Source organism: Cupriavidus phytorum, assembly GCF_003254285.1.
GTDB classification, from domain to species: Bacteria; Pseudomonadota; Gammaproteobacteria; order Burkholderiales; family Burkholderiaceae; genus Cupriavidus; species Cupriavidus phytorum.
Map to the genome: position 1 here is coordinate 16,352 of NZ_QKZN01000020.1, position 18,289 is coordinate 34,640.

15 protein-coding genes and 1 pseudogene are annotated in these 18,289 nt (G+C 69.2%); 4 read left to right on the plus strand and 12 right to left on the minus strand.

The window, feature by feature from the left end:
- Positions 1-13: 13 nt before the first annotated feature.
- The 10 genes and pseudogenes from C7416_RS27735 to C7416_RS27780 all read right to left on the minus strand — a co-directional run bounded on the left by C7416_RS27735 (position 14) and on the right by C7416_RS27780 (position 9,833).
- Positions 14-1,492, minus strand: a complete 1,479-nt coding sequence (locus tag C7416_RS27735) for an aldehyde dehydrogenase (protein ID WP_111521836.1) — start codon at positions 1,490-1,492, stop codon at positions 14-16.
- 239 nt (positions 1,493-1,731) lie between these two features.
- Complete coding sequence (locus C7416_RS27740; RefSeq protein WP_012355417.1) at positions 1,732-2,532, minus strand: aspartate dehydrogenase; 801 nt, start codon at positions 2,530-2,532, stop codon at positions 1,732-1,734.
- Positions 2,533-2,544: 12 nt separating this feature from the next.
- Positions 2,545-4,260, minus strand: a complete 1,716-nt coding sequence (locus C7416_RS27745) for a thiamine pyrophosphate-binding protein (protein ID WP_111521837.1) — start codon at positions 4,258-4,260, stop codon at positions 2,545-2,547.
- Positions 4,253-5,056, minus strand: a complete 804-nt coding sequence (locus tag C7416_RS27750; RefSeq protein ID WP_111521838.1) for an SDR family oxidoreductase — start codon at positions 5,054-5,056, stop codon at positions 4,253-4,255. Before C7416_RS27750 ends, C7416_RS27745 begins: the two co-directional genes overlap by 8 nt.
- Positions 5,057-5,061: 5 nt before the next feature.
- Positions 5,062-5,911 (minus strand): annotated as a pseudogene (locus C7416_RS27755) (IclR family transcriptional regulator).
- Positions 5,912-5,942: 31 nt separating this feature from the next.
- Entirely contained in the window at positions 5,943-6,479 is a 537-nt protein-coding gene (locus C7416_RS27760) for a cupin domain-containing protein (RefSeq protein ID WP_111521839.1), read from the minus strand.
- Positions 6,480-6,523: 44 nt separating this feature from the next.
- Entirely contained in the window at positions 6,524-7,297 is a 774-nt protein-coding gene (locus C7416_RS27765; RefSeq protein ID WP_111521840.1) for an SDR family oxidoreductase, read from the minus strand.
- Positions 7,290-8,351 carry an aromatic ring-hydroxylating dioxygenase subunit alpha gene (locus C7416_RS27770; protein ID WP_111521841.1) on the minus strand — a complete coding sequence of 354 codons (1,062 nt, stop codon included), beginning with the start codon at positions 8,349-8,351 and terminating at the stop codon, positions 7,290-7,292. The genes C7416_RS27765 and C7416_RS27770 overlap by 8 nt, the downstream gene beginning before the upstream one ends.
- A gap of 48 nt (positions 8,352-8,399) precedes the next feature.
- Positions 8,400-8,705 (minus strand): recombinase-like helix-turn-helix domain-containing protein, encoded by a 306-nt coding sequence (locus tag C7416_RS27775; protein ID WP_240988257.1) that lies wholly within the window; start codon positions 8,703-8,705, stop codon positions 8,400-8,402.
- 249 nt (positions 8,706-8,954) lie between these two features.
- Positions 8,955-9,833 (minus strand): alpha/beta fold hydrolase, encoded by an 879-nt coding sequence (locus tag C7416_RS27780; RefSeq protein WP_111521843.1) that lies wholly within the window; start codon positions 9,831-9,833, stop codon positions 8,955-8,957.
- A 322-nt stretch (positions 9,834-10,155) separates the two neighbouring features.
- Between C7416_RS27780 and C7416_RS27785 the strand changes: the two genes are divergently transcribed.
- The 3 genes from C7416_RS27785 to C7416_RS27795 all read left to right on the plus strand — a co-directional run bounded on the left by C7416_RS27785 (position 10,156) and on the right by C7416_RS27795 (position 12,992).
- Positions 10,156-11,259: a porin gene (locus C7416_RS27785; RefSeq protein ID WP_111521844.1), complete on the plus strand. Its 1,104-nt coding sequence runs from the start codon at positions 10,156-10,158 to the stop codon at positions 11,257-11,259.
- Between the two features lie 97 nt (positions 11,260-11,356).
- Positions 11,357-12,355, plus strand: a complete 999-nt coding sequence (locus C7416_RS27790; RefSeq protein WP_111521845.1) for a Bug family tripartite tricarboxylate transporter substrate binding protein — start codon at positions 11,357-11,359, stop codon at positions 12,353-12,355.
- A gap of 145 nt (positions 12,356-12,500) precedes the next feature.
- Positions 12,501-12,992: a DUF421 domain-containing protein gene (locus C7416_RS27795; protein ID WP_111521846.1), complete on the plus strand. Its 492-nt coding sequence runs from the start codon at positions 12,501-12,503 to the stop codon at positions 12,990-12,992.
- A gap of 98 nt (positions 12,993-13,090) precedes the next feature.
- Here the strand turns inward: C7416_RS27795 and C7416_RS27800 are convergent, their stop codons facing one another.
- On the minus strand, positions 13,091-14,674 hold the full coding sequence (locus tag C7416_RS27800; protein WP_111521847.1) for a fatty acid--CoA ligase: 1,584 nt from the start codon (positions 14,672-14,674) through the stop codon (positions 13,091-13,093).
- A gap of 79 nt (positions 14,675-14,753) precedes the next feature.
- Entirely contained in the window at positions 14,754-15,536 is a 783-nt protein-coding gene (locus C7416_RS27805) for an SDR family NAD(P)-dependent oxidoreductase (protein ID WP_025586544.1), read from the minus strand.
- Between the two features lie 271 nt (positions 15,537-15,807).
- Here C7416_RS27805 and C7416_RS27810 point away from each other — a divergent pair, with 271 nt between their 5' ends.
- Entirely contained in the window at positions 15,808-18,108 is a 2,301-nt protein-coding gene (locus C7416_RS27810) for a mechanosensitive ion channel family protein (RefSeq protein WP_111521848.1), read from the plus strand.
- Positions 18,109-18,289 lie beyond the last annotated feature (181 nt).

The window sequence follows — 18,289 nt, forward strand, 5'->3', positions numbered from 1 at the left end:
CAGCGTGCCGGGTTCAGTGGTTGGCCCACGGCAGCGGTTGTTCATTCAGGCCCCAGTACACGCTCTTCTGCTCCATGTACTGCAGGATGCCCAGCCGTCCCTTCTCGCGGCCCAGGCCGCTGTCGCGCCAGCCGCCGAACGGCGTCGAGATCGAGAACTGCTTGTAGGTGTTGATCCACACATTGCCCGCCTGCACCGCACGGGCGACGCGCCAGGCGCGCTTGTAGTCGCGCGTCCAGATGCCGGCGGCAAGCGCGTAGACGCTGTCGTTGGCCTGCGCGATCAGGTCGTCCTCGTCGTCGAACGGGATCGCCACCAGCACCGGGCCGAAGATCTCTTCCTGGCTGATGCGGGCATGGTTATCCAGCCCTTCGATGATGGTGGGCGTGTAGAAATAGCCGTTGGGCAGGCCGGCCACGTCGGGACGCACGCCGCCGGTGCGCAGCTGGCCGCCTTCGTCCACGCCGGCGGCGACATACGACTCGATCGAATCGCGGTGGCGGTCGGTGATCAGCGGGCCCATCTGGGTGCGCTCGTCGGCCGGGTCGCCCACGCGCAGCTGCGCGGCGCCGTGCGCCAGGCGGTCGATAAAGGCCTCGTACTGCGAACGCGCGACGAACAGGCGCGAGCCTGCGATGCACGATTCGCCCGACGAGCTGAAGATGCCGTACAGCACGCCGTTGACCGCGTGGTCGAGATCCGCGTCGTCGAACACCATGGTCGGCGACTTGCCGCCCAGCTCCAGCGACACCGGCATCATCTTGTCGGCGGCGATATGCGCGATGTGCTTGCCGGTGGTGGTGCCACCGGTGAACGATACGCGCCGCACCAGCGGATGCTTGGTGATGGCGTCACCGATCACCGAGCCCTTGCCCGGCAGCACGCTGATCAGCCCCCTGGGCACGCCGGCCTCTTCGCAGATGCGCGCCAGTTCCAGCGCCATCAGCGGCGTGACCTCGGCAGGCTTGACCACCACGGCATTGCCGGCGGCGAGCGCGGGCGCCATCTTCTGCGCCTCGCTGGCGATCGGCGAGTTCCACGGCGTGATCGCCGCGACCACGCCCATCGGCTCGTAGACGCTCATGGTCAGGCAGTCGCCGCGCTGCGGCGTGATGGTTTCTTCCAGCGTTTCGCAGGCGGCGGCAAAGAACTGGAAGGTGCCGGCGGCGCTGGCGACCAGTGCGCGCGTTTCGCTGATGGGCTTGCCGTTGTCGAGGCGCTGGCGCTGGGCCAGCGGCTCGGCTTGTGCACGGATCAGTTCGGCCACGCGGTACAGCACGGCGGCGCGCTCGTGCGGCTTGCGCCGGGCCCAGCCACTGGTCTCGAACGCGCGCTGCGCACCCTGCATGGCTTCCTCGACATCGGCCAGGCTGGCGGCGTTGAGTTCCGCGACGACTTCGCCGGTGGCGGGATAGCGCGTGGCATAGCGGTCGCCGGTACCGGGGCGCCAATGGCCGGCGATGCAGATGGGGAGTACTTCTTTGGTGGTCATGTCGTTGCCTGCTAAGTCTGTCGTTGCCTGCGGTGCCTTGCCGCCGGCCTTACTGCCTTATTTCACTGCGATGCCCTCGCCCATGCTGCGGCGGGACTCCCCTCTCCCGCCTGCGGGAGAGGGGTGGGGGAGAGGGCCGGCGCTTTTCACGGAGTGACGCGCGTCGTGCTTGGCACGCTCCTGCCCTCTCCCCCGGCCCCTCTCCCGCGCGCGGGAAAGGGGAGCAAACCGTCGGTCCTTTAAATCGATACAGCGTGCGCCCGATTCCCCAGCGCCCGCACCACGCTGAACACCGTCAGCGCCGATGTCTTCGGATTTGCCGCCAGCGGCTTCCCCCGCATGGTCAGCTCAAACCCGCCGAACGCCCCGCGCGCTTCCACGTGATGCACGTTCTCCACCGCATGCGGATCGGCCAGCAGCTTCACCGCGGTGCGGTCCAGCCCCAGGCCGGCCAGCGACACCGTCGCGGCTACGTTGGCGTTCTTCGGGTACAGGCGCGCGGCATCGCGCGCGGTGCCTTCGAAGATCACCGTGGCCTCGGTCAGCGCCTCCAGGTCGAACAACTGCTCGGCCGGCGTGCCGGTCCATGCGCGCGCGGGCTTGCGGCCGGTATAGATGACTTCGTCCAGCCCGCCGACGCGCGCCGCGGCCAGCGCGTCGATGGCGCCGATCGCGCCGGACAGCAGCTGCACCTGGGTGCCGCCGCGGCGCGCCGCCGCTTCCAGGCGCTCGGCCATGCCGGGCTCGGACAGCGCGCCCACCGACACCACCATGCACGGGATGCCGCGCTCCAGCGCCGGCACGATGTGCTCTTCCAGCGCATGGTGGCCGGCGCACTCGACCAGCAGGTCGGGCCGCTGGTCGTCCAGGTGCGTGGCGACGCGGGCACGCGGTGCCAGCGCCGAGACCGCGCCGCGGGCCTCGTCCATCGTGTGCTCCGGCACGATCACCACGTCAAACACCACGTCCGGATCGCTCTTGAGCAATTCCAGCACGCCGCGGCCGATCGCGCCGCAGCCAACCATGGACACATGCAGCATTGCGGCTCTCCCTCAGGCGGTGACAGTGGTTTGTTCGCGGGCCGGCTCTTCGTTGTCCTTGTTCACCGGGGGGCCGGCGAAGATGGTCTTGAAGGAACCGATCGAAAGCATGTCGATTTCCAGCAGGAACGGGCCGGACTCGGCCGTGGCCGCCGCGAGCGCGGCGCCGACCTCGGCCAGGTTGCTGACGCGCGCGTGGCGCAGCGACAGCGACTTCGCCAGCGTGGCGTAATCCGGCGTGTGCAGGTCCACATAGTGGCGGCGGCCGCCGTACTGCGCGTCCTGGATGTTCTTGATCACGCCGTAGCCCTTGTCGTTCATCAGCACGATCACCATGTCGGCGCGTTCCTGCACCGCGGTCGCCAGTTCGCCCAGGTTCAGGATGAAGCCGCCGTCGCCGGCCAGCGTGTAGGTCTTCTTGCCCGAGCCGGTGGCGGCGGCGCCGATCGCCGCGCCAATGCCCATCGCCAGGCCCTGGCCGATGCCGCCGCCCAGCGCATGCACGCCGGCGCGCGAGTCGAAGATGCGCAGCTGGCGGTTGCCCCAGGTGCTGTTCGACACGGTCACGTCGCGCACCCAGTTGAAGTTGCGGCCGACCGCGTGCTGCAGCGCCTGCACCAGCGCCGAGTACGGTCCCAGGCCGTCGACCAGGCTGTTGACCGCGGTCTCGTGCGCGCGGCGCAGGTCGGCGGCGAAGGCCGGGTCGATCTGCATGCGCTGTTCGAGTCGATCCGCCAGCGCATCCAGCGCCAGCGCGGCATCGCCGCTGACAAAGTAGTCGCTCATGTAGCAGCGGCCTTCGGCGGCGGGATCGGCGTCGATGCGCAGCAGCGGGCGCGGCAGCTTCAGCTCGTACTTCAGGGTTTCATTGCCGCGCAGGCGCGAGCCCACCACCAGCATCGCGTCGCAGCTCTGGTAGAAGGCCTCGACCGGCTTGTGCAGGTTGAACGCGCCCAGCGAGCGCGGATCGTCCTCGGGCACGATGCCGCGGCCCTGGGTGCTGGTGACCACGCCGAAGCCCAGGTCCAGCAGGCGCTGCACCTGCTTGCTGGCATGGCGCGCGCCGCCGCCCAGCCACAGCAGCGGGCGCCTGGCCTTCACCAGGCGTTCGGCCAGCGCGTCCAGCGCGTGCGCCGACGGCACGTGCTGCGGCACCGGCAGCGGCTGCAGGTCGGCCGGCAGGTCGATCAGCGCGGCCTGGATGTCGATGGGGATCTCCACGCTGACCGGGCCGGTCGGCGCCGTCAGCGCGGTCTGCACCGCCAGCTTGATGGTGCTGAGCGCGGTGTCGGCGCTGCGGATGCGGAAGGCGGCCTTCGACACCGCCTTCAGCATGGTGAGCTGGTCCGGCGCTTCGTGGATGTAGGCCAGGCTCTGGTCCAGGTACGGCGTCTCGATCTGGCCGGTGATATGCAGCATCGGCGTGCCGGCGGTCAGCGCTTCGACCATGGCGCCGGCGGCGTTGCCGGCGGCGGTGCCGGTGCTGGTCAGGCACACGCCCAGGCCGCCGGTGGTGCGGGCGTAGGCGTCGGCCATGTTGGTGCCGCCGGCTTCGCCGCGCGCCGGCACGAAGCGGATCTTGCCGCGCTCGCCCATGGCGTCGAGGATCGGCATGTTGTGGATCGAGATCACGCCGAACGCGGCCTTGACCCCGCACTGCTCGAGAAACGCCGTGATGGCGCAGCCGACGGTGACCTGCTGCTGTTCGTACTGGTGTTGATTAGGCATGACGGGAGTGTCCTCCGGAGATATCGATATGGCTGCCCGTGGTGTACGAAGACAACGGCGAGGCAAGGAACAGGATGGCGCGGGCTGCCTCGACGGGCAGGCCCAGGCGGCCAAGGGGAATATGTTTCTGCCGGGCCAGGCGCGCGGTCCACGCGGCCCAGTCCAGGTGGCGGTCTTCCTCGGGACGCGCGTCGAAGCGGCGGCGCCACTGGCCCGACTCGACCAGGCCGATCAGGATGCCGTTGACGCGCACGCCCCTGGGCGCGAACTCGGTGGCCATCGAGCGCACCAGGTTGAGTACCCCGGCGCGCGCGGCGGAGGTCGCCACCATATGCGGCTCCGGCTGCTGCGCCAGCAGCGAGTTGACGCAGACGATCGCGCCCTGCCCCGACTGCTCCAGCTGCGGCAAGAAGGCACGCGTCGGGTGGATCACCGAGAAGAACTTGAGCTGCAGCTCGTCCATCCAGGCCGCGTCCTCGGTATTGGCGAAGGTGGAGACGCGGCCCTGGCCGGCGTTGTTGACCAGCATGTCGACGTTGCCCAGCTTCTGCTGCACCTCGGCGGCAAAGGCCGCGACCTGTTCGGCCTTGAGCACGTCGCAAGTCGCTGCATAAAGCCGGCAGCCGGGGAATTTTTCGCGCAACTGCGCTTCGGCGCCGCGCAGGCGGGCTTCGTCACGGCCGCACAGGGCGACGGCGGCGCCAGCCTCGAGCAGCAGTTCGACGGTCGCCAGCCCGATGCCGGAGGACCCGCCGGTAACGACGGCAACCTTGCCGCCGAGATCAATCATGGACATAGTCCTCACTCCCGATACAGATTCACGACCTTGCCGGCGCTGTGCAGCGACGGCCGGTAGTCGAGCAGGCGCGACAGTTCGCCCGCGGTGTTCCGCACTTTCTCCACCATCGCGTCCAGCTGTTCCGGATCGATATGCGCGGCAGGGATGGTCGCGCCCAGCGCCGCCACCACCTTGCCGGTGCGGTCGCGCACCGGCGCCGCGATGGTCGAGATGCTCGATTCGAAAAAGCCTTCCTGCAGCACGTAGCCACGCTCGCGGTCGCGCTGGACGATGGCGAAGAGCGCATCGGCGGTGCGCGGCGTGCTGTCAGAGAACACTTCGAGCTGCGCCTCCGGATACAGCGCGCGCAGCTCCGCCAGCGACAGGTCTTCCAGCAGCACGCGTCCCAGCACCGTGGCATGCGCGGGCAGCCGCGTGCCGACGTTGACCGAGCTGGCAAAGGGCCGCGGCGACACCGCCTTGGCCACGTAGACGATCGAGCGTCCGTCGCGCACCCAGGTTGGTCGGATAGCCGATCTCGTCGCGCAGCCGCTCCAGCAGCGGGCGGCCCAGCTCGGTCAGCTCCAGCGACGCCAGGTACTCGAAGCCCAGCCGCAGCACCGCCATGCCCAGCCGGAAATCGCGGCCGCCATCGGCGCGTTCGACGAAGCCCAGCATTTCCAGCGTGGCGAGCAGGCGGAACACGGTGGAACGCGGCACCTTGAGGCGGCGCGCCAGTTCCGCGGCCGACATGCTGCGGTCCTTGCTGCTGAATTCGCCGAGCAGGCGCAGGCCGCGTTCCAGCCCCGGGACGATGTACTTGTCCGGGGTCTCGTTGGCGGCGGGCGTGGCCGGGATGGCGTTGGTGCTCATGGTCAGTGCGTGCGGACGGGCCGATGGCGCATCAGCGCTTGATCTTCGTCAGCGGGTGCTCGGGCGGGTAGGTCGGCGTGATCGGCTTCTTGGCACCGAGCATCACGCACATCAGCGCGTCTTCCTCGCCGATGTTGATTTCCTCGCGATACACGCCCGGCGGCACCGAGACCAGGTCGCGGTCGGTCAGGATGGTCTCGAAGCGCTCGCCGTCCTTTTCCAGGATCAGCTTGATCTTGCCGCGCAGGATGAAGAACACCTCTTCCACGTCGGTGTGCAGGTGCGACGGGCCCTCGTGGCCGGCCGGGATGATCATCGTGGAAAACGTGAAATGCTCGCTCGGCACGGTGTTGGTGTCCGCGGCCACGCCGGTGCCGCCGGTGCCCAGGTAGCGCATCTGCGCGCGGCGGTACTTGGGGTCGTAGTCGGCCTGGAACTTCAGCGCATCCCAGTCGTACTTGCGCGTGGAGAAGCGCGCCACGCGGCTTTCCATCCACTGGTCGAACGAGGCGCCGTCCGGCTGGTCCCAGGAACGCTTGATGTTTTGCTGTTGGGAAAGATCGCTCATTTGGATTCCTTCTGCTTGCAGGGGATTTCGGTGGGTCGGTTGGATCAATGCATGACAAAGCCGCCGTTGACCGCGAGGGTCTGGCCGGTCACGAAACGGGCGAGGTCGGACAGGGCGAACAGCACCGCGCCGCAGACATCGTCGGGCAGCTGCTCGCGCGAGATCGCGCGCTGCTCGCGGTACAGGTCGTGGCGATGCTGGGGCACGTATTCGGTGGCTTCCACCAGGGTCAGGCCCGGCGCCACGGCATTCACGGTGATCTGGTCCTTGCCCAATTCACGCGCCAGCGAGCGGGTCATGCCGATGATGGCGCTCTTGCTGGCCACATAGGCGAGCAGGTTGGGCGCGCCCCACAGCGGCGTGTCCGAGGCCAGGTTGACCACCGCGCCCCGGCCGCTGGCGCGCAGCGCCGGCAGGCAGGCGGCAGTCATCAGCCAGGTGCCGCGCACGTTGACATTCATCACGCGGTCCCAGGTGGCGATGTCGATGGCGCTGGCGTCGCGGCCGCCCGAGTCGGTCACGGCGGCGTTGTTGACCAGGCCGTCGAGGCCGCCCAGGGCCTTCACCGCGGCGTCGGCGCAAGCCTGCACCGAGGCGGGATCCGACAGGTCCAGCGTCACGGGCACCACCTTCAGGCCGCGGGCGCGCAGCGCATCGGCTTCCTGCTGCAGGCGTTCGGCCAGGATGTCGGCCATCGCCACGCTGGCGCCGGCTTCGGCCAGCGAGCTGGCGAAGGCCAGGCCCAGGCCGCGCGCGGCGCCGGTGACCAGCACCTTGCGCCCGGCCAGCAGCTTGTGTTGGGTGATGGCCTCAGGCATGGCTGGCGGCTCCGGCAGGCTTGAGCATGGCCACCGGCTCGTCGGCGACTTCCTGCTCGGCGCGGCGCTTCAGCAGGCGACGCACGCGGGTGATGCCGGCATCGTGCTGGTACAGCATCTCGTGGTCGCGCGCATTCGGCGCCATCATTTCCAGCACCACGCGGTCCTGCTCCAGCACGTCCCAGTGCAGCTGCTCCAGGCGGTTGCGATACAGGAAGCGCCACACGTCGCGCTCCCAGCCCTGCACGTGGCGGGTGCGCCAGAAGAACACCATGCAGTGGTCTTCATCCACCGGCGTGGCCATGCCGACGATGCCGAAGGGGCCGCCGGGGCCGACCTTGGCGCGGTACGGGATCGCCAGGCGCAGCCACAGCGTGCCGGTCTCGCCGAACTCGACCCAGTCGAAGTTGACGCCGCGCTGGCCGGTCTTCTCGAACACCAGGCCGTGCTCGGTCTCGCGGATCTGCATCACTGCGGACTTCTCGCCGGACGCCATCGAGTGCGACACCGCGTGCAGGTAGGCGCCGTGCATCGGGTCCATCACGTTGTCGATGGCATAGCGGTAATTGCAATCCCAGTGCGCCACGCACAGGAAATGGCTGTGTTCTTCGCTGACCAGTTCTACCGGCAGGCGCAGCTCGTCGGGGCTGCCTTCACCCTGCGGGGCCTGCTCGCCGAACCAGAGAAAGATCGCGCCGGCCTGTTCCTGCACCGGGTAGCTGCGCACGCAGGTGCGGCCTTCCAGCGGGCAGCTTTCCACCGCCGGCACGCTCTTGACCTGGCCGTCGCCGCCGACTTCGACGCCGTGGTACCAGCAGGCGACGCGGTCGCCCAGGTTCCAGCCCATCGACAGCCGCGCGCCGCGATGCGGGCAGCGGTCTTCCAGCGCGTGGACCTGGCCGGCGCCGTCGCGCCACAGCACGATGTTCTGGCTCAGGCGGGTGATGCCGATCGGGGCATGGGACACGGCCCAAGAGGCGGCGACCGGGTACCAGTAGTTGCGCAGGCCGGTGTTGAGGCGGGCTTCGGCGCGGGCTTGCTTGTTCGATTCCATGGGGTTCTCGCTAAGACGCTGTGCTGGGGCGGCTGGTTGCTCAGGCGTTCAGGCGCCCAGGCGGCGCATTTCCGACAGGAAGCGCTCTTCGGTCCAGGGCTGGCTGTCGGCGGTGAGGAAGCCGGCGGCGTTGAACGCGCGCACGATGTCCTGCGGGTTCTGCGCGCCGCCTTCGAAGGCGCTCTCGAGCGCGTCGCCCAGCGCGTTCTCGTACGCGCTCGGTGCGGCGGCGCGGGTCTGCCAGACGATGTTGGCGACCTTGCCGGGTTGCTCGATATGGCCCTTGCCCGCGACGTTGTTCGGCGCCGGACGCTCCCAGGGCACCAGGTTCGGGTTGTACGAGAGGCTTTCCATTGCGCTTGGCTCCATGTCTTGCAGCAGGGGGACCGTGTTCCGCGTGCGCGCCTGGCCGTCTTCCGGTTGCTGCGCTACGTTTTACTAATGAAACACTGGTTTAGATATTGAACACAGGTACGACTATAGACAACGACGGCGTAAAAATTGACTGGGGTTAACCCGCGACCCGGCAGATTGCCCGGCGCTGCGGCGCAAGCGAGGCGCCGCCCATGCGGAGACCGCGGCGGCAGGACACCGCCGCGGGAATCAGTGGCCGGCCGGCAGCGCCGAGCGGATCAGCCGCGCCGTGGCGGCGGCCTGGTCGATATAGCAGGCATGCCCGGCATCCGGGATCAGCGAGAACGGCAGGCCGAAGCGCTCGGCCAGCGCCGCGCAGGCGGGCGGCGTGGTGACGACGTCGCGGCCGCCGCAGGCGATCTGCGTCGGCAGGCGTTGCGGGCGGCGCGCCAGGTAGGCATCGATGTCGTCGCCGCACAGCATCGCCACCGCCTGGCGGTAGCCGTCCGGGTTCAGCCGCCGCATGTTCCAGCGCACCCAGGCCTGTGCGCCCGCATCGGCCGCTTCGCTGAGGAGCCGCGCGGGACCGCGCTGGGCCAGCCCGTCGACACCCAGCGAAGCCAGGGCCTCCAGCCGCTGGCTTGCCACCGCGCTGGCCTGCGCTTCCTTGCCCGCCGCGCCGTAGCCTTGCGCCACGCTCAGCAGCAGCAGGCGCGCCGGCAGCTGGCGTGCGGTGGCGGCATAGGCGGCCGCCATCAGCGCACCCAGCGAATGCCCCACCACCAGCGCCGGCTGCACGCCCAGGGTCTCGAGCAGGCGCTCGAGCCGCCGCGCGTAGTCCGCGGCCAGCGGCCGTGCCTGCGCCAGCGGCGACGACTCGCCGTAGCCCGGCGCGTCCCAGGCGATCACGCGCGCATGCGCGGCGAGCAGGCTGGCGCACGGCAGCCACGACGCCGCCCCGGAGCTGATGCCGTGCAGCAGCACCACCACCGGTCCGGAGCCACCGCCGCAGCGGTAGGCGACGCGCTCGCCATCCACCTGCGCCACGCGCTGGGCAAAGCCGGTGTCGAGGGCCTCCAGCAGGCTGCGGTCCGGCTCGGGAGGCGTCTTGGGCGGATTTTGTTCCATATATAAAACTGTAGTTGGTAAATAAAACCCTTGAAGGATAGGCGTTGCTGCAGCGCCAACGGGATCAGGGTTAACGATAGGCACACCGGCAAACGGCGTCGCGACGCCAGCCCCAGTCATGCAGGCCCCCGCCTTTAGGGATAACCCTCCTCACATCTTCCGGAAAGTCGCAGCTATATTTTGCCCAACGTTTCTTATGTTGTTTGATGTTTCATATATAAAACACAAAAGAGACCGAGAAGACATCCAGTGCCGCCATCCGCAGGGGTACCGGAGCACAAGACCAAAACACCAGAAGACGGAAAACGGAAGGAAACGGTAGATGAAACTTGCACGAACCGCCGCGGCGCTGCTTGCGGCCTCCCCCCTGCTGGCCTCGGCGCAATCGGCGCAATCGTCGGTCACGCTGTACGGCGTGATCGACAGCGGCGTCGAGTACGTGAGCAATGTCGGCGCCAACGGCGACGGCCTGGTGCGCATGCCCAACAACACCGCCACGGTGCCGTCGCGCTGGGGCATCCGCGGCACGGAAGACCTGGGCGGCGGGCTCAAGGGCCTGTTCGTGCTGGAATCCGGCTTCTCGCCGGACACCGGCAGCGCCAACCAGGGCGGCCGCCTGTTCGGGCGGCAGGCGCTGGTGGGCCTGAGCAACCCGTACGGCCAGCTGTCGTTCGGCCGCCAGTACACCATGCTGTTCTGGGCCATCCTGGACAGCGATATCCTCGGGCCCAACGTCTACGGCTCGGGTTCGCTCGACAACTACCTGCCCAATACGCGCGCCGACAACGCGGTCGCGTACAAGGCCAACTTCAACGGTTTCGTCGTCGGCGCCACCTACAGCTTCGGGCGCGACGCAGTCAACGCCGGGCCCAGTCCCGCCGGCACCAACTGCGCGGGCGAGAACCCCGCCGACAAGAAGGCGTGCCGCGAATGGTCCGCCATGGTCGGCTACGACAACAAGACCTGGGGCGTGATCGCCGCGTACGACTCGCAGCGCGGTGGCCCCGGCGCTTTCGGCGGCCTGACCAGCAGCAACCTGAGCGACGACCGCCTGTCGCTGGGCGGCTACATGCTGCTGAAGAACACCAAGCTCGGCGCCGGCTGGATCCGCCGCGACAACGAGGGCAGCCCGACGCCGGTCAGCGACCTGTACTACGCCGGCGTCTCGCACGACATCACGCCGGCGGTCAACCTGGCCGGGCAGGTGTACTTCCTGAACTACCACGGCAGCGACAACCAGGCCATGCTGTACGCGCTGCGCGCGACCTACAGTTTCAGCAAGCGCACCTCGGTCTATGCCACCGCGGGCTTTATCAACAACGGCGGCCAGCTGGCAATGTCGGTCAGCGGCGGCTCGCCCGGTTCCGCCCCGCGCCCGGGCGAGAACCAGTGGGGCTCGATGCTCGGCATCAAGCACATCTTCTAAGTCCGCACTATCCATCCGAGCCGCCGACGCGCTCCCGTTCCACGCAACGCGGCACCGCCCCCGGGCCGGTGCCCGGTTTTACCGAGGTCTGAACATCATGAAGTCCGCACGACGCCACCTCCTGGCCACGCTGGCCGCCGCCACGCTCGCTCCCGCCGCCCTGCTGGGCGCCGGCGGCGCGCTGGCCCAGGGTTCGTACCCGAGCAAACCCGTCACCATCGTCGTCGCCTACCCCGCCGGCGGCGACGTCGACGTGCTGGCGCGCATGCTGGCCGAGAAGCTCGCCCCGCGCCTGAAGCAATCCGTGGTGGTGGAAAACCGCACCGGCGCCGCCGGCACCATCGGCAGCGCCTACGTGGCGCGCGCCAACCCGGACGGCCACACGCTGCTGCTCGCGCCCAACACCGTCGCGATTGCGCCGCTGGTGCTGCGCGCCGGCACCGGCGCCAGCTACGACGTGCAGCAGGACTTCACGCCGATCAGCCAGATCGGCACGCAGTCGCTGTTCGTGGTGGTCAACAAGGGCACCGGCATCACCAAGGTCAGCGACCTGGTGGCGCGCGCCAAGGCCGGCAAGGTGGAGACCTATGCCACCCCGGGCAACGGCTCGCCGATGCACATCATGGGCGAGCTGTTCAACAAGTCGGCCGGCATCAAGATCAGCCAGGTGCCGTACCGTGGCCTGGCGCCCGCCATCGTCGACGTGATCGGCGGGCAGGTGCCGGTCACCTACATCACCTACGGCGCGATCTCGCAGTACGTCGGCAACGGCAGCCTGGTGCCGCTGGCGGTGGCCGACCAGAAGCGCTCGCCGTTCGCACCCAACGTGCCGACGCTGGCCGAGCTGGGCTACAAGGATGTCGAGATCGGCGCGTGGCAGGCGCTGCTGGGGCCGAAGAACATGCCGGCCGAGGTGGTGCGCACGCTCAACGCGCACGTCAACGAGATCCTGAAGATGCCCGACGTGGTCGCGCGCATGGCTACCATCGCGGTCACGCCTGCGGGCGGCGAGCCGGCGGTGCTGTCCCGCCTGATCGCCAGCGATACCTCGCGCTATACCAAGGTGGTGAAGGAGTTCGGCATCCAGGCTGACTGATCGCGGTTTGCAGGCACGGGCAGCGTGGCTGGTCCGCGCCTGTAAGAATTACCATTCGATACCTGCGATATAGCGGCGCCGGCGCCACCGCGCGGCCGCTCGATGTTTGCCGGCGGGCTGGCAAGAAAGTTGCAGCGCTGCCGGCATGGACTTTTCGATCGACTGGCGCGAAGCGCTCTTCTTCACCATCTCGCCGCTCGAAATCATCGTACGCGGCACGGTGATGTACTGGTCGCTGTTCCTGCTGTTCCGCTTCGTGGTGCGGCGCGACATCGGCTCGATGGGCATCGCCGACCTGCTGCTGATCGTGATCGTCGCCGACGCGGCGCAGAACGGCATGGCCGGCAAGGGCGAAGGCGTAGCCGACGCCGTGCTGCTGGTGATCACGCTGATCGTCTGGAACCGGCTGATCGACTTCCTGGCCTACAAGTACCCGAGCTTCCAGCGCTTCGCCGAAGCCAGGAAGGTGCTGCTGGTGCGCGACGGTGTCAAGCTGCACGAGAACATGCGGCGCGAGAACATCACCGACGAGGAACTCGAGGCCAAGTACCGCCAGCATGGCGTCGATTCGATCGAAAGCGTCAAGGCGCTCTACCTGGAAGCCGACGGCAAGGTCAGCGTGATCAAGAAGGAGTAGGCATCCGGGCCTGGCGCGGCCGGCGGACTCCAGCCGCCGGCCGCCGCAAGCAAAAGCCCGCCGGGTTGCGGCGGGCTTTTGTCGTACTGCGGCGGGCTTCAGTTCACCTGCCGGTTCATGCCTTCCCAGAAAGGCTCACGCAGCTTGCGGCGCAGCAGCTTGCCCGATGGGTTGCGCGGCAGCGCATCGACGAACTCGATGCTCTTCGGCACCTTGAACCCGGCCACGCGCTGGCGCGTCCAGGCGAGGATGGCATCGCGGTCCGCCGCCTGTCCCGGCTTGAGCACGACCATGGCCTTGACTGCCTCGCCCCACTTCTCGTCCGGCACGCCGATCACGGCCACATCGGCCACCTGCGGATGGCCGTAGATCGCGCTTTCGACCTCGGCCGGATAGACGTTCTCGCCGCCGCTGATGATCATGTCCTTGACGCGGTCGTGGATGTACAGGTAGCCCTCGGCATCCATGTAGCCGGCGTCGCCGGTGCGCAGCCAGCCGTCGGCGTCGATGGTGCGCGCGGTCTCTTCGGGCTGCTTCCAGTAGCCGGCCATGTTGTGCTGCGAGCGCACCACCACCTCGCCGACCTCGCCCGGCGCCAGCTGGCGCCCTTCGTAATCCACCACCTTCAGCTCGACCCCTGGCAGCGCCTTGCCCGCGGCGCGCATGCGCGGCACCTCGTCGGTGGTGTGGTCTTCGGGCGGCAGCGCGACGATGGTGCCGGTGGTCTCGGTCATGCCGTACTGCTGCACGAAGCCGCAGCCGAACACCTCGATGCCTTCGCGCAGCAGCGCCGCGGGAATCGGCGCGGCGCCGTACAGCAGGTACTTCAGGCGCGAATAGTCGACCTGGCGCGCGCGCGGGTCGCGCAGCACGATCTGCATCGCGGCCGGCACCAGGAACAGCTTGCTGACGCGCTCCTTTTCGATGAAGTCGAGCACCGCGCGCGGATCGAACTCGCGCGCGACCACGCCCTTGGCGCCGGACAGCAGGTTGCGCAGGCCCCAGCCGGAGCCGCCGATATGCGCCACCGGCATCGCCACCAGCGAAATATCGTCGGCCACCCAATGCGACCAGGCCAGGTGTTCGCGCTCGCTGACCTCGGTGCCGATGGTCAGGTTGCGGTGCGTCAGCATCGCGCCCTTGGGCCGCCCGGTGGTGCCCGACGTGTACAGCTGCAGCACCACATCGTGCGCGGCCGGCTCATGCGCGGGCGGCGTGGCCGGATGCGCGTCGCGCCAGTCGGTGTAGCAAGGCCAGTCGCCCTGCCCGTCGCACGGCTCCATCACCACCACCTTGCGCACCAGCGGCAGCGCCGGCAGCAGGTTGCGCACCATCGCCGCCGACTCGGCGCCGACAAACAGCAACACGGCATCGCAATGCGCGAGGATGAACTCCACCTCGGGCGGCGCGAGACGCCAGCTGGCCGGCGCCATCACCGCACCGGTCTTGGCCGCGCCCAGCAGCAGTTCGAAATAGTGGTCGCTGTTCTTGCCGATATAGCCGATGCGATCACCCGCGCGCACGCCTTCGGCCAGCAAGGCCTGCGCCACGCGGTCGGTGTTGCGCTCGAACTCGGCATACGTGGTCTGCCGGCCTTCGAACGAATACGCCACCGCCTCCGGCCGCAGGCGCGCGAAATGGCGCACCGCGTGAGGCAGCGTCGTCAGATAGCTGAAATCCATCCGCGTCTCCCAAAGATTTCATGCCATGTGCGGACCCGCGTGGCGCGGTTCCGCACAGGGCGACAGGCCGCTCGTGAGTTCAGCGCGGCGCCATGCGGATGGCGCCGTCGAGGCGCACCGACTCGCCGTTGAAATAGCCGTTGCGGCACATCTCGACCGCCAGCGAGGCAAACTCTTCCGGCTGACCCAGGCGCTTCGGGAACGGCACCGACGCGGCCAGTGCGGCCTTGACGTTCTCGGCCGCGCCCTGCAGCAGCGGCGTATTGAAGATGCCGGGCAGGATGGTGTTGACGCGGATGCCTTCGCCCGCCAGGTCGCGCGCGATTGGCAGCGTCATGCCGACCACGCCGGCCTTCGACGCCGAGTACGCTGCCTGCCCCATCTGTCCATCCTGCGCCGCCACCGAGGCGGTATTGATGATCACGCCGCGCTCGCCGCCGGCGGTGTCCAGCGTCAGCATGCCGGCAGCCGAACGCGCGATGCAGCGGAAGGTGCCGATCAGGTTGATCTGGATGATGCGCTCGAAGGCGTCGGACGGGAAATGCTTGATCTGGTCCGGCGCCTCCTTGGAGCGCGAGGCGGTCTTGATGGCGTTGCCCGTGCCGGCGCAGTTGACCAGGATGCGCTCCTGGCCGATGGCGGCGCGCGCCTTGGCAAAGCCGGCCTCGACCTCGGCCTCGGAGGTCACGTTGACCTGGCAGAACACGCCGCCGAGTTCACGCGCCAGCGCTTCGCCCTTCTCGGCGTTCAGGTCGAACAGCGCCACGCGCACGCCCTGTGCGGCCAGCGCCCGCGCGGTTGCCGCGCCCAGCCCCGAAGCGCCACCCGTCACCACTGCCGATACCGATGCATTGAGTTCCATGCCGTCTTTCCTTTGTCCCTTGTTGCCGTGCGTCCGCGCTGCGCGGCCGCGTTCTGGTTGAAGCCGGCAGGCGCGAGCAGCGCCTGTACCGGAGTGGGTTCGAGATTCGGGGATCGGGGCCGCCGATGCATCGTCTGAAGCGACGAATGCGACGAATGCGCCCGATGCGCGTACCAGAACGCCGCCCGGCACACCACGCGACCGATGCGTTACAGTGGCGCGATCGATGGCCATTCCGGCGCCGGTGCCAGCCGGCAGACGATCACCCGCCATGCGCAAACCCGAACCTCACGCCTTCGCCCGGCGCCGCCGGCATGCCGCCCTGGCCTGGCTGGCCGGCCTGCTGGTGCTGCTGTGCGCCATGCCGGTGCGCGCCGCCCCGGCCGGCCCGCTCTCCACCTTGCTGGCGCCGGCGGAAAAAACCGCGGCCCCCGCCAGCACCGCTGGGGCCAGCGCGCCGCTGGCGCAGTCGCTGGACCAGGTCATCGCCACGCTGCAGGACGACGGCGAGCGGCGCGCGCTGGTGGGCCAGCTGCAAACCCTGCGGCAGGGCCTGGCGGCGTCGGCGGCGATGGCGCCGCCGGCCGCGGCCTCGGCGCCCGGCCTGATCGGCGCGGTGGCGCAGGTGCTGGACGAAGTCGACTCGCAGCTGCGCGAAGACCGCGGCCCGTGGCAGTACTGGGGCTGGCGCACGCGCTTCGCGGCCGAGGAATGGCGCGCCGCGCTGACGCAGGGCGGCACGCGCCCGGCACTGGACGCGCTGCGCGAATTCGCGCTGGTGCTGGCGGCATGGGGTGTTTGCGGCTGGCTGCTGCGCGAGATCGGGCACCGGCTGCGGCGGCGGCGCACGGCCGGCGCCGCGCATGCGCCGCGCGGCAGGCTGCCCGAACTGCCGTCGTGGGTCGACGTCGGTCTGTACATGCTGCGCCATATCGGGCCGTGGGTGGTGGCGTTCGGGCTGACGCTGCTGCTGGCCCGCCAGCTGTTCGCGCAATCGCCGGCCAGCGTCGCCGCCGTGCTGCTGGCCTACGCCATCGTCGCCGGCGCGGTCGCGGCGGCGGTGTGCCAGGTCATCTTCGCGCTGTTCCGGACTGCGCACCGGCGACTGGCGGTGCGCCAGCTGCTGGCACGTTCCCCGTGGCTGCTGTTCTGCACCGGCGCGCTGGCGGCACTGGGCAACGGCGCCGCCGACGGCCGCGTGGTTGCGGTGCTGGGCGGCAACCTGTGCGCGCTGGTCTCGACCCTGGCCAATATCGCCGCGGCGCTGGGCATCGGCGCATTCGCGCTGGGCTTCCGCCGCCAGGTCGGCCAGCTGATCAGCCAGCGTCCGCTGGCCTTCCGCCAGGCCCATCCCGCCGTGACCGACCTGCTGCGCCTGGCCGGCCGCGCCTGGCACCTGCCGGTGCTGGCGGTGGTGGTGGCGTCGGTGATCGGCACGGTGCTGGCCACCGGCCACGCCGATGTGTTCCTGCGCCGCACGGTGGCGTCGGTGGCGCTGTTCGTCGCCGCGCTGCTGCTGACCATGGTGCTGGGGCGCTCGCCCAAGGCCGGCGCGCGCGCGCCGCGCATCCGCGACCGCCGCCGCTCGGCCTACCTGCAGCGCTTCGGGCGCTTTGCGCTGGCGCTGGCGCGCGTGCTGGTGTGGGCGGTGTACGTGGAAATGGTCATGCGCGTGTGGGGCTCTTCGCTGGTGCGGCTGGCCGAGTCGTCCGCCGCCGGGCGCCAGCTGACCGAGACCGCGTTCCACGTCACCAGCACCGTGCTGCTGGCCTGGCTGGTCTGGCTGCTGATCGATACCGCCATCATGCAGTCCCTGTCGCCCGCGCATGCGCGCGCCGCGCAGCCCAGCCTGCGGGCCCGGACCATCCTGCCGCTGGTGCGCAATGCGTCGTTCATCGGCCTGCTGGTGCTGACCGTGATCGCGGTGCTGGCCAACCTGGGCGTCAACGTGACGCCGCTGCTGGCCGGCGCCGGCGTGGTCGGCCTGGCCATCGGCTTCGGCGCGCAAAGCCTGGTGCAGGACCTGATCACCGGCCTGTTTATCGTGGTCGAGGATTCCATCGCCATCGGCGACTCGATCGAGCTGCCCGACCACGCCGGCGTGGTCGAGGCCATGACCATCCGCACCGTCAAGCTGCGCGACGGCCGCGGCGCGCTGCACACGCTGCCGTACAGCCAGATCAAGGCGGTCAAGAACCTGTCGCGCGGCTACGGCTACGCCGTGCTCAGCATCGGCATCAGCTACCAGAGCGACCTGGACCGGGCGCTGGACCTGATCCGCACCACCGGCGCCGAGCTGGCGCGCGACCACCGCTACGGCCGCAAGCTGATGTCCGGCCTCGAGATCCTGGGCCTGGACCGCTTCGACCCGAGCGGCCCGGTGGTGATGGCGCAGATCAAGACCCGGCCGCTGATGCAGGCGGAGATCACGCGCGCCTTCAATGCGCGGCTCAAGCGCAACTTCGACGCCAGCGGCATCCGCATGGCCTCGCCGAACCTGACCATCCAGGTCGATGGCGGAGCGGTGGAACTGCCCGTGGGCGAGCTGGCGACCAAGGCGGCGCCCCAGTGACCGCGATCGCGCCTGCGAGAGTCAAAAAAGCGTCGCGCGATGAGCCTTATTGGGAATCTTGCGCCCACAATCGGGGTTTCCCCCCCTAACACGGGGTATAAAACATACAACATTGTTTGGCATGATTGCGGCACGGCAAGCGCGTCCGACCAGGCGCGCTGCCGGCAGCAGCCGTATCGGC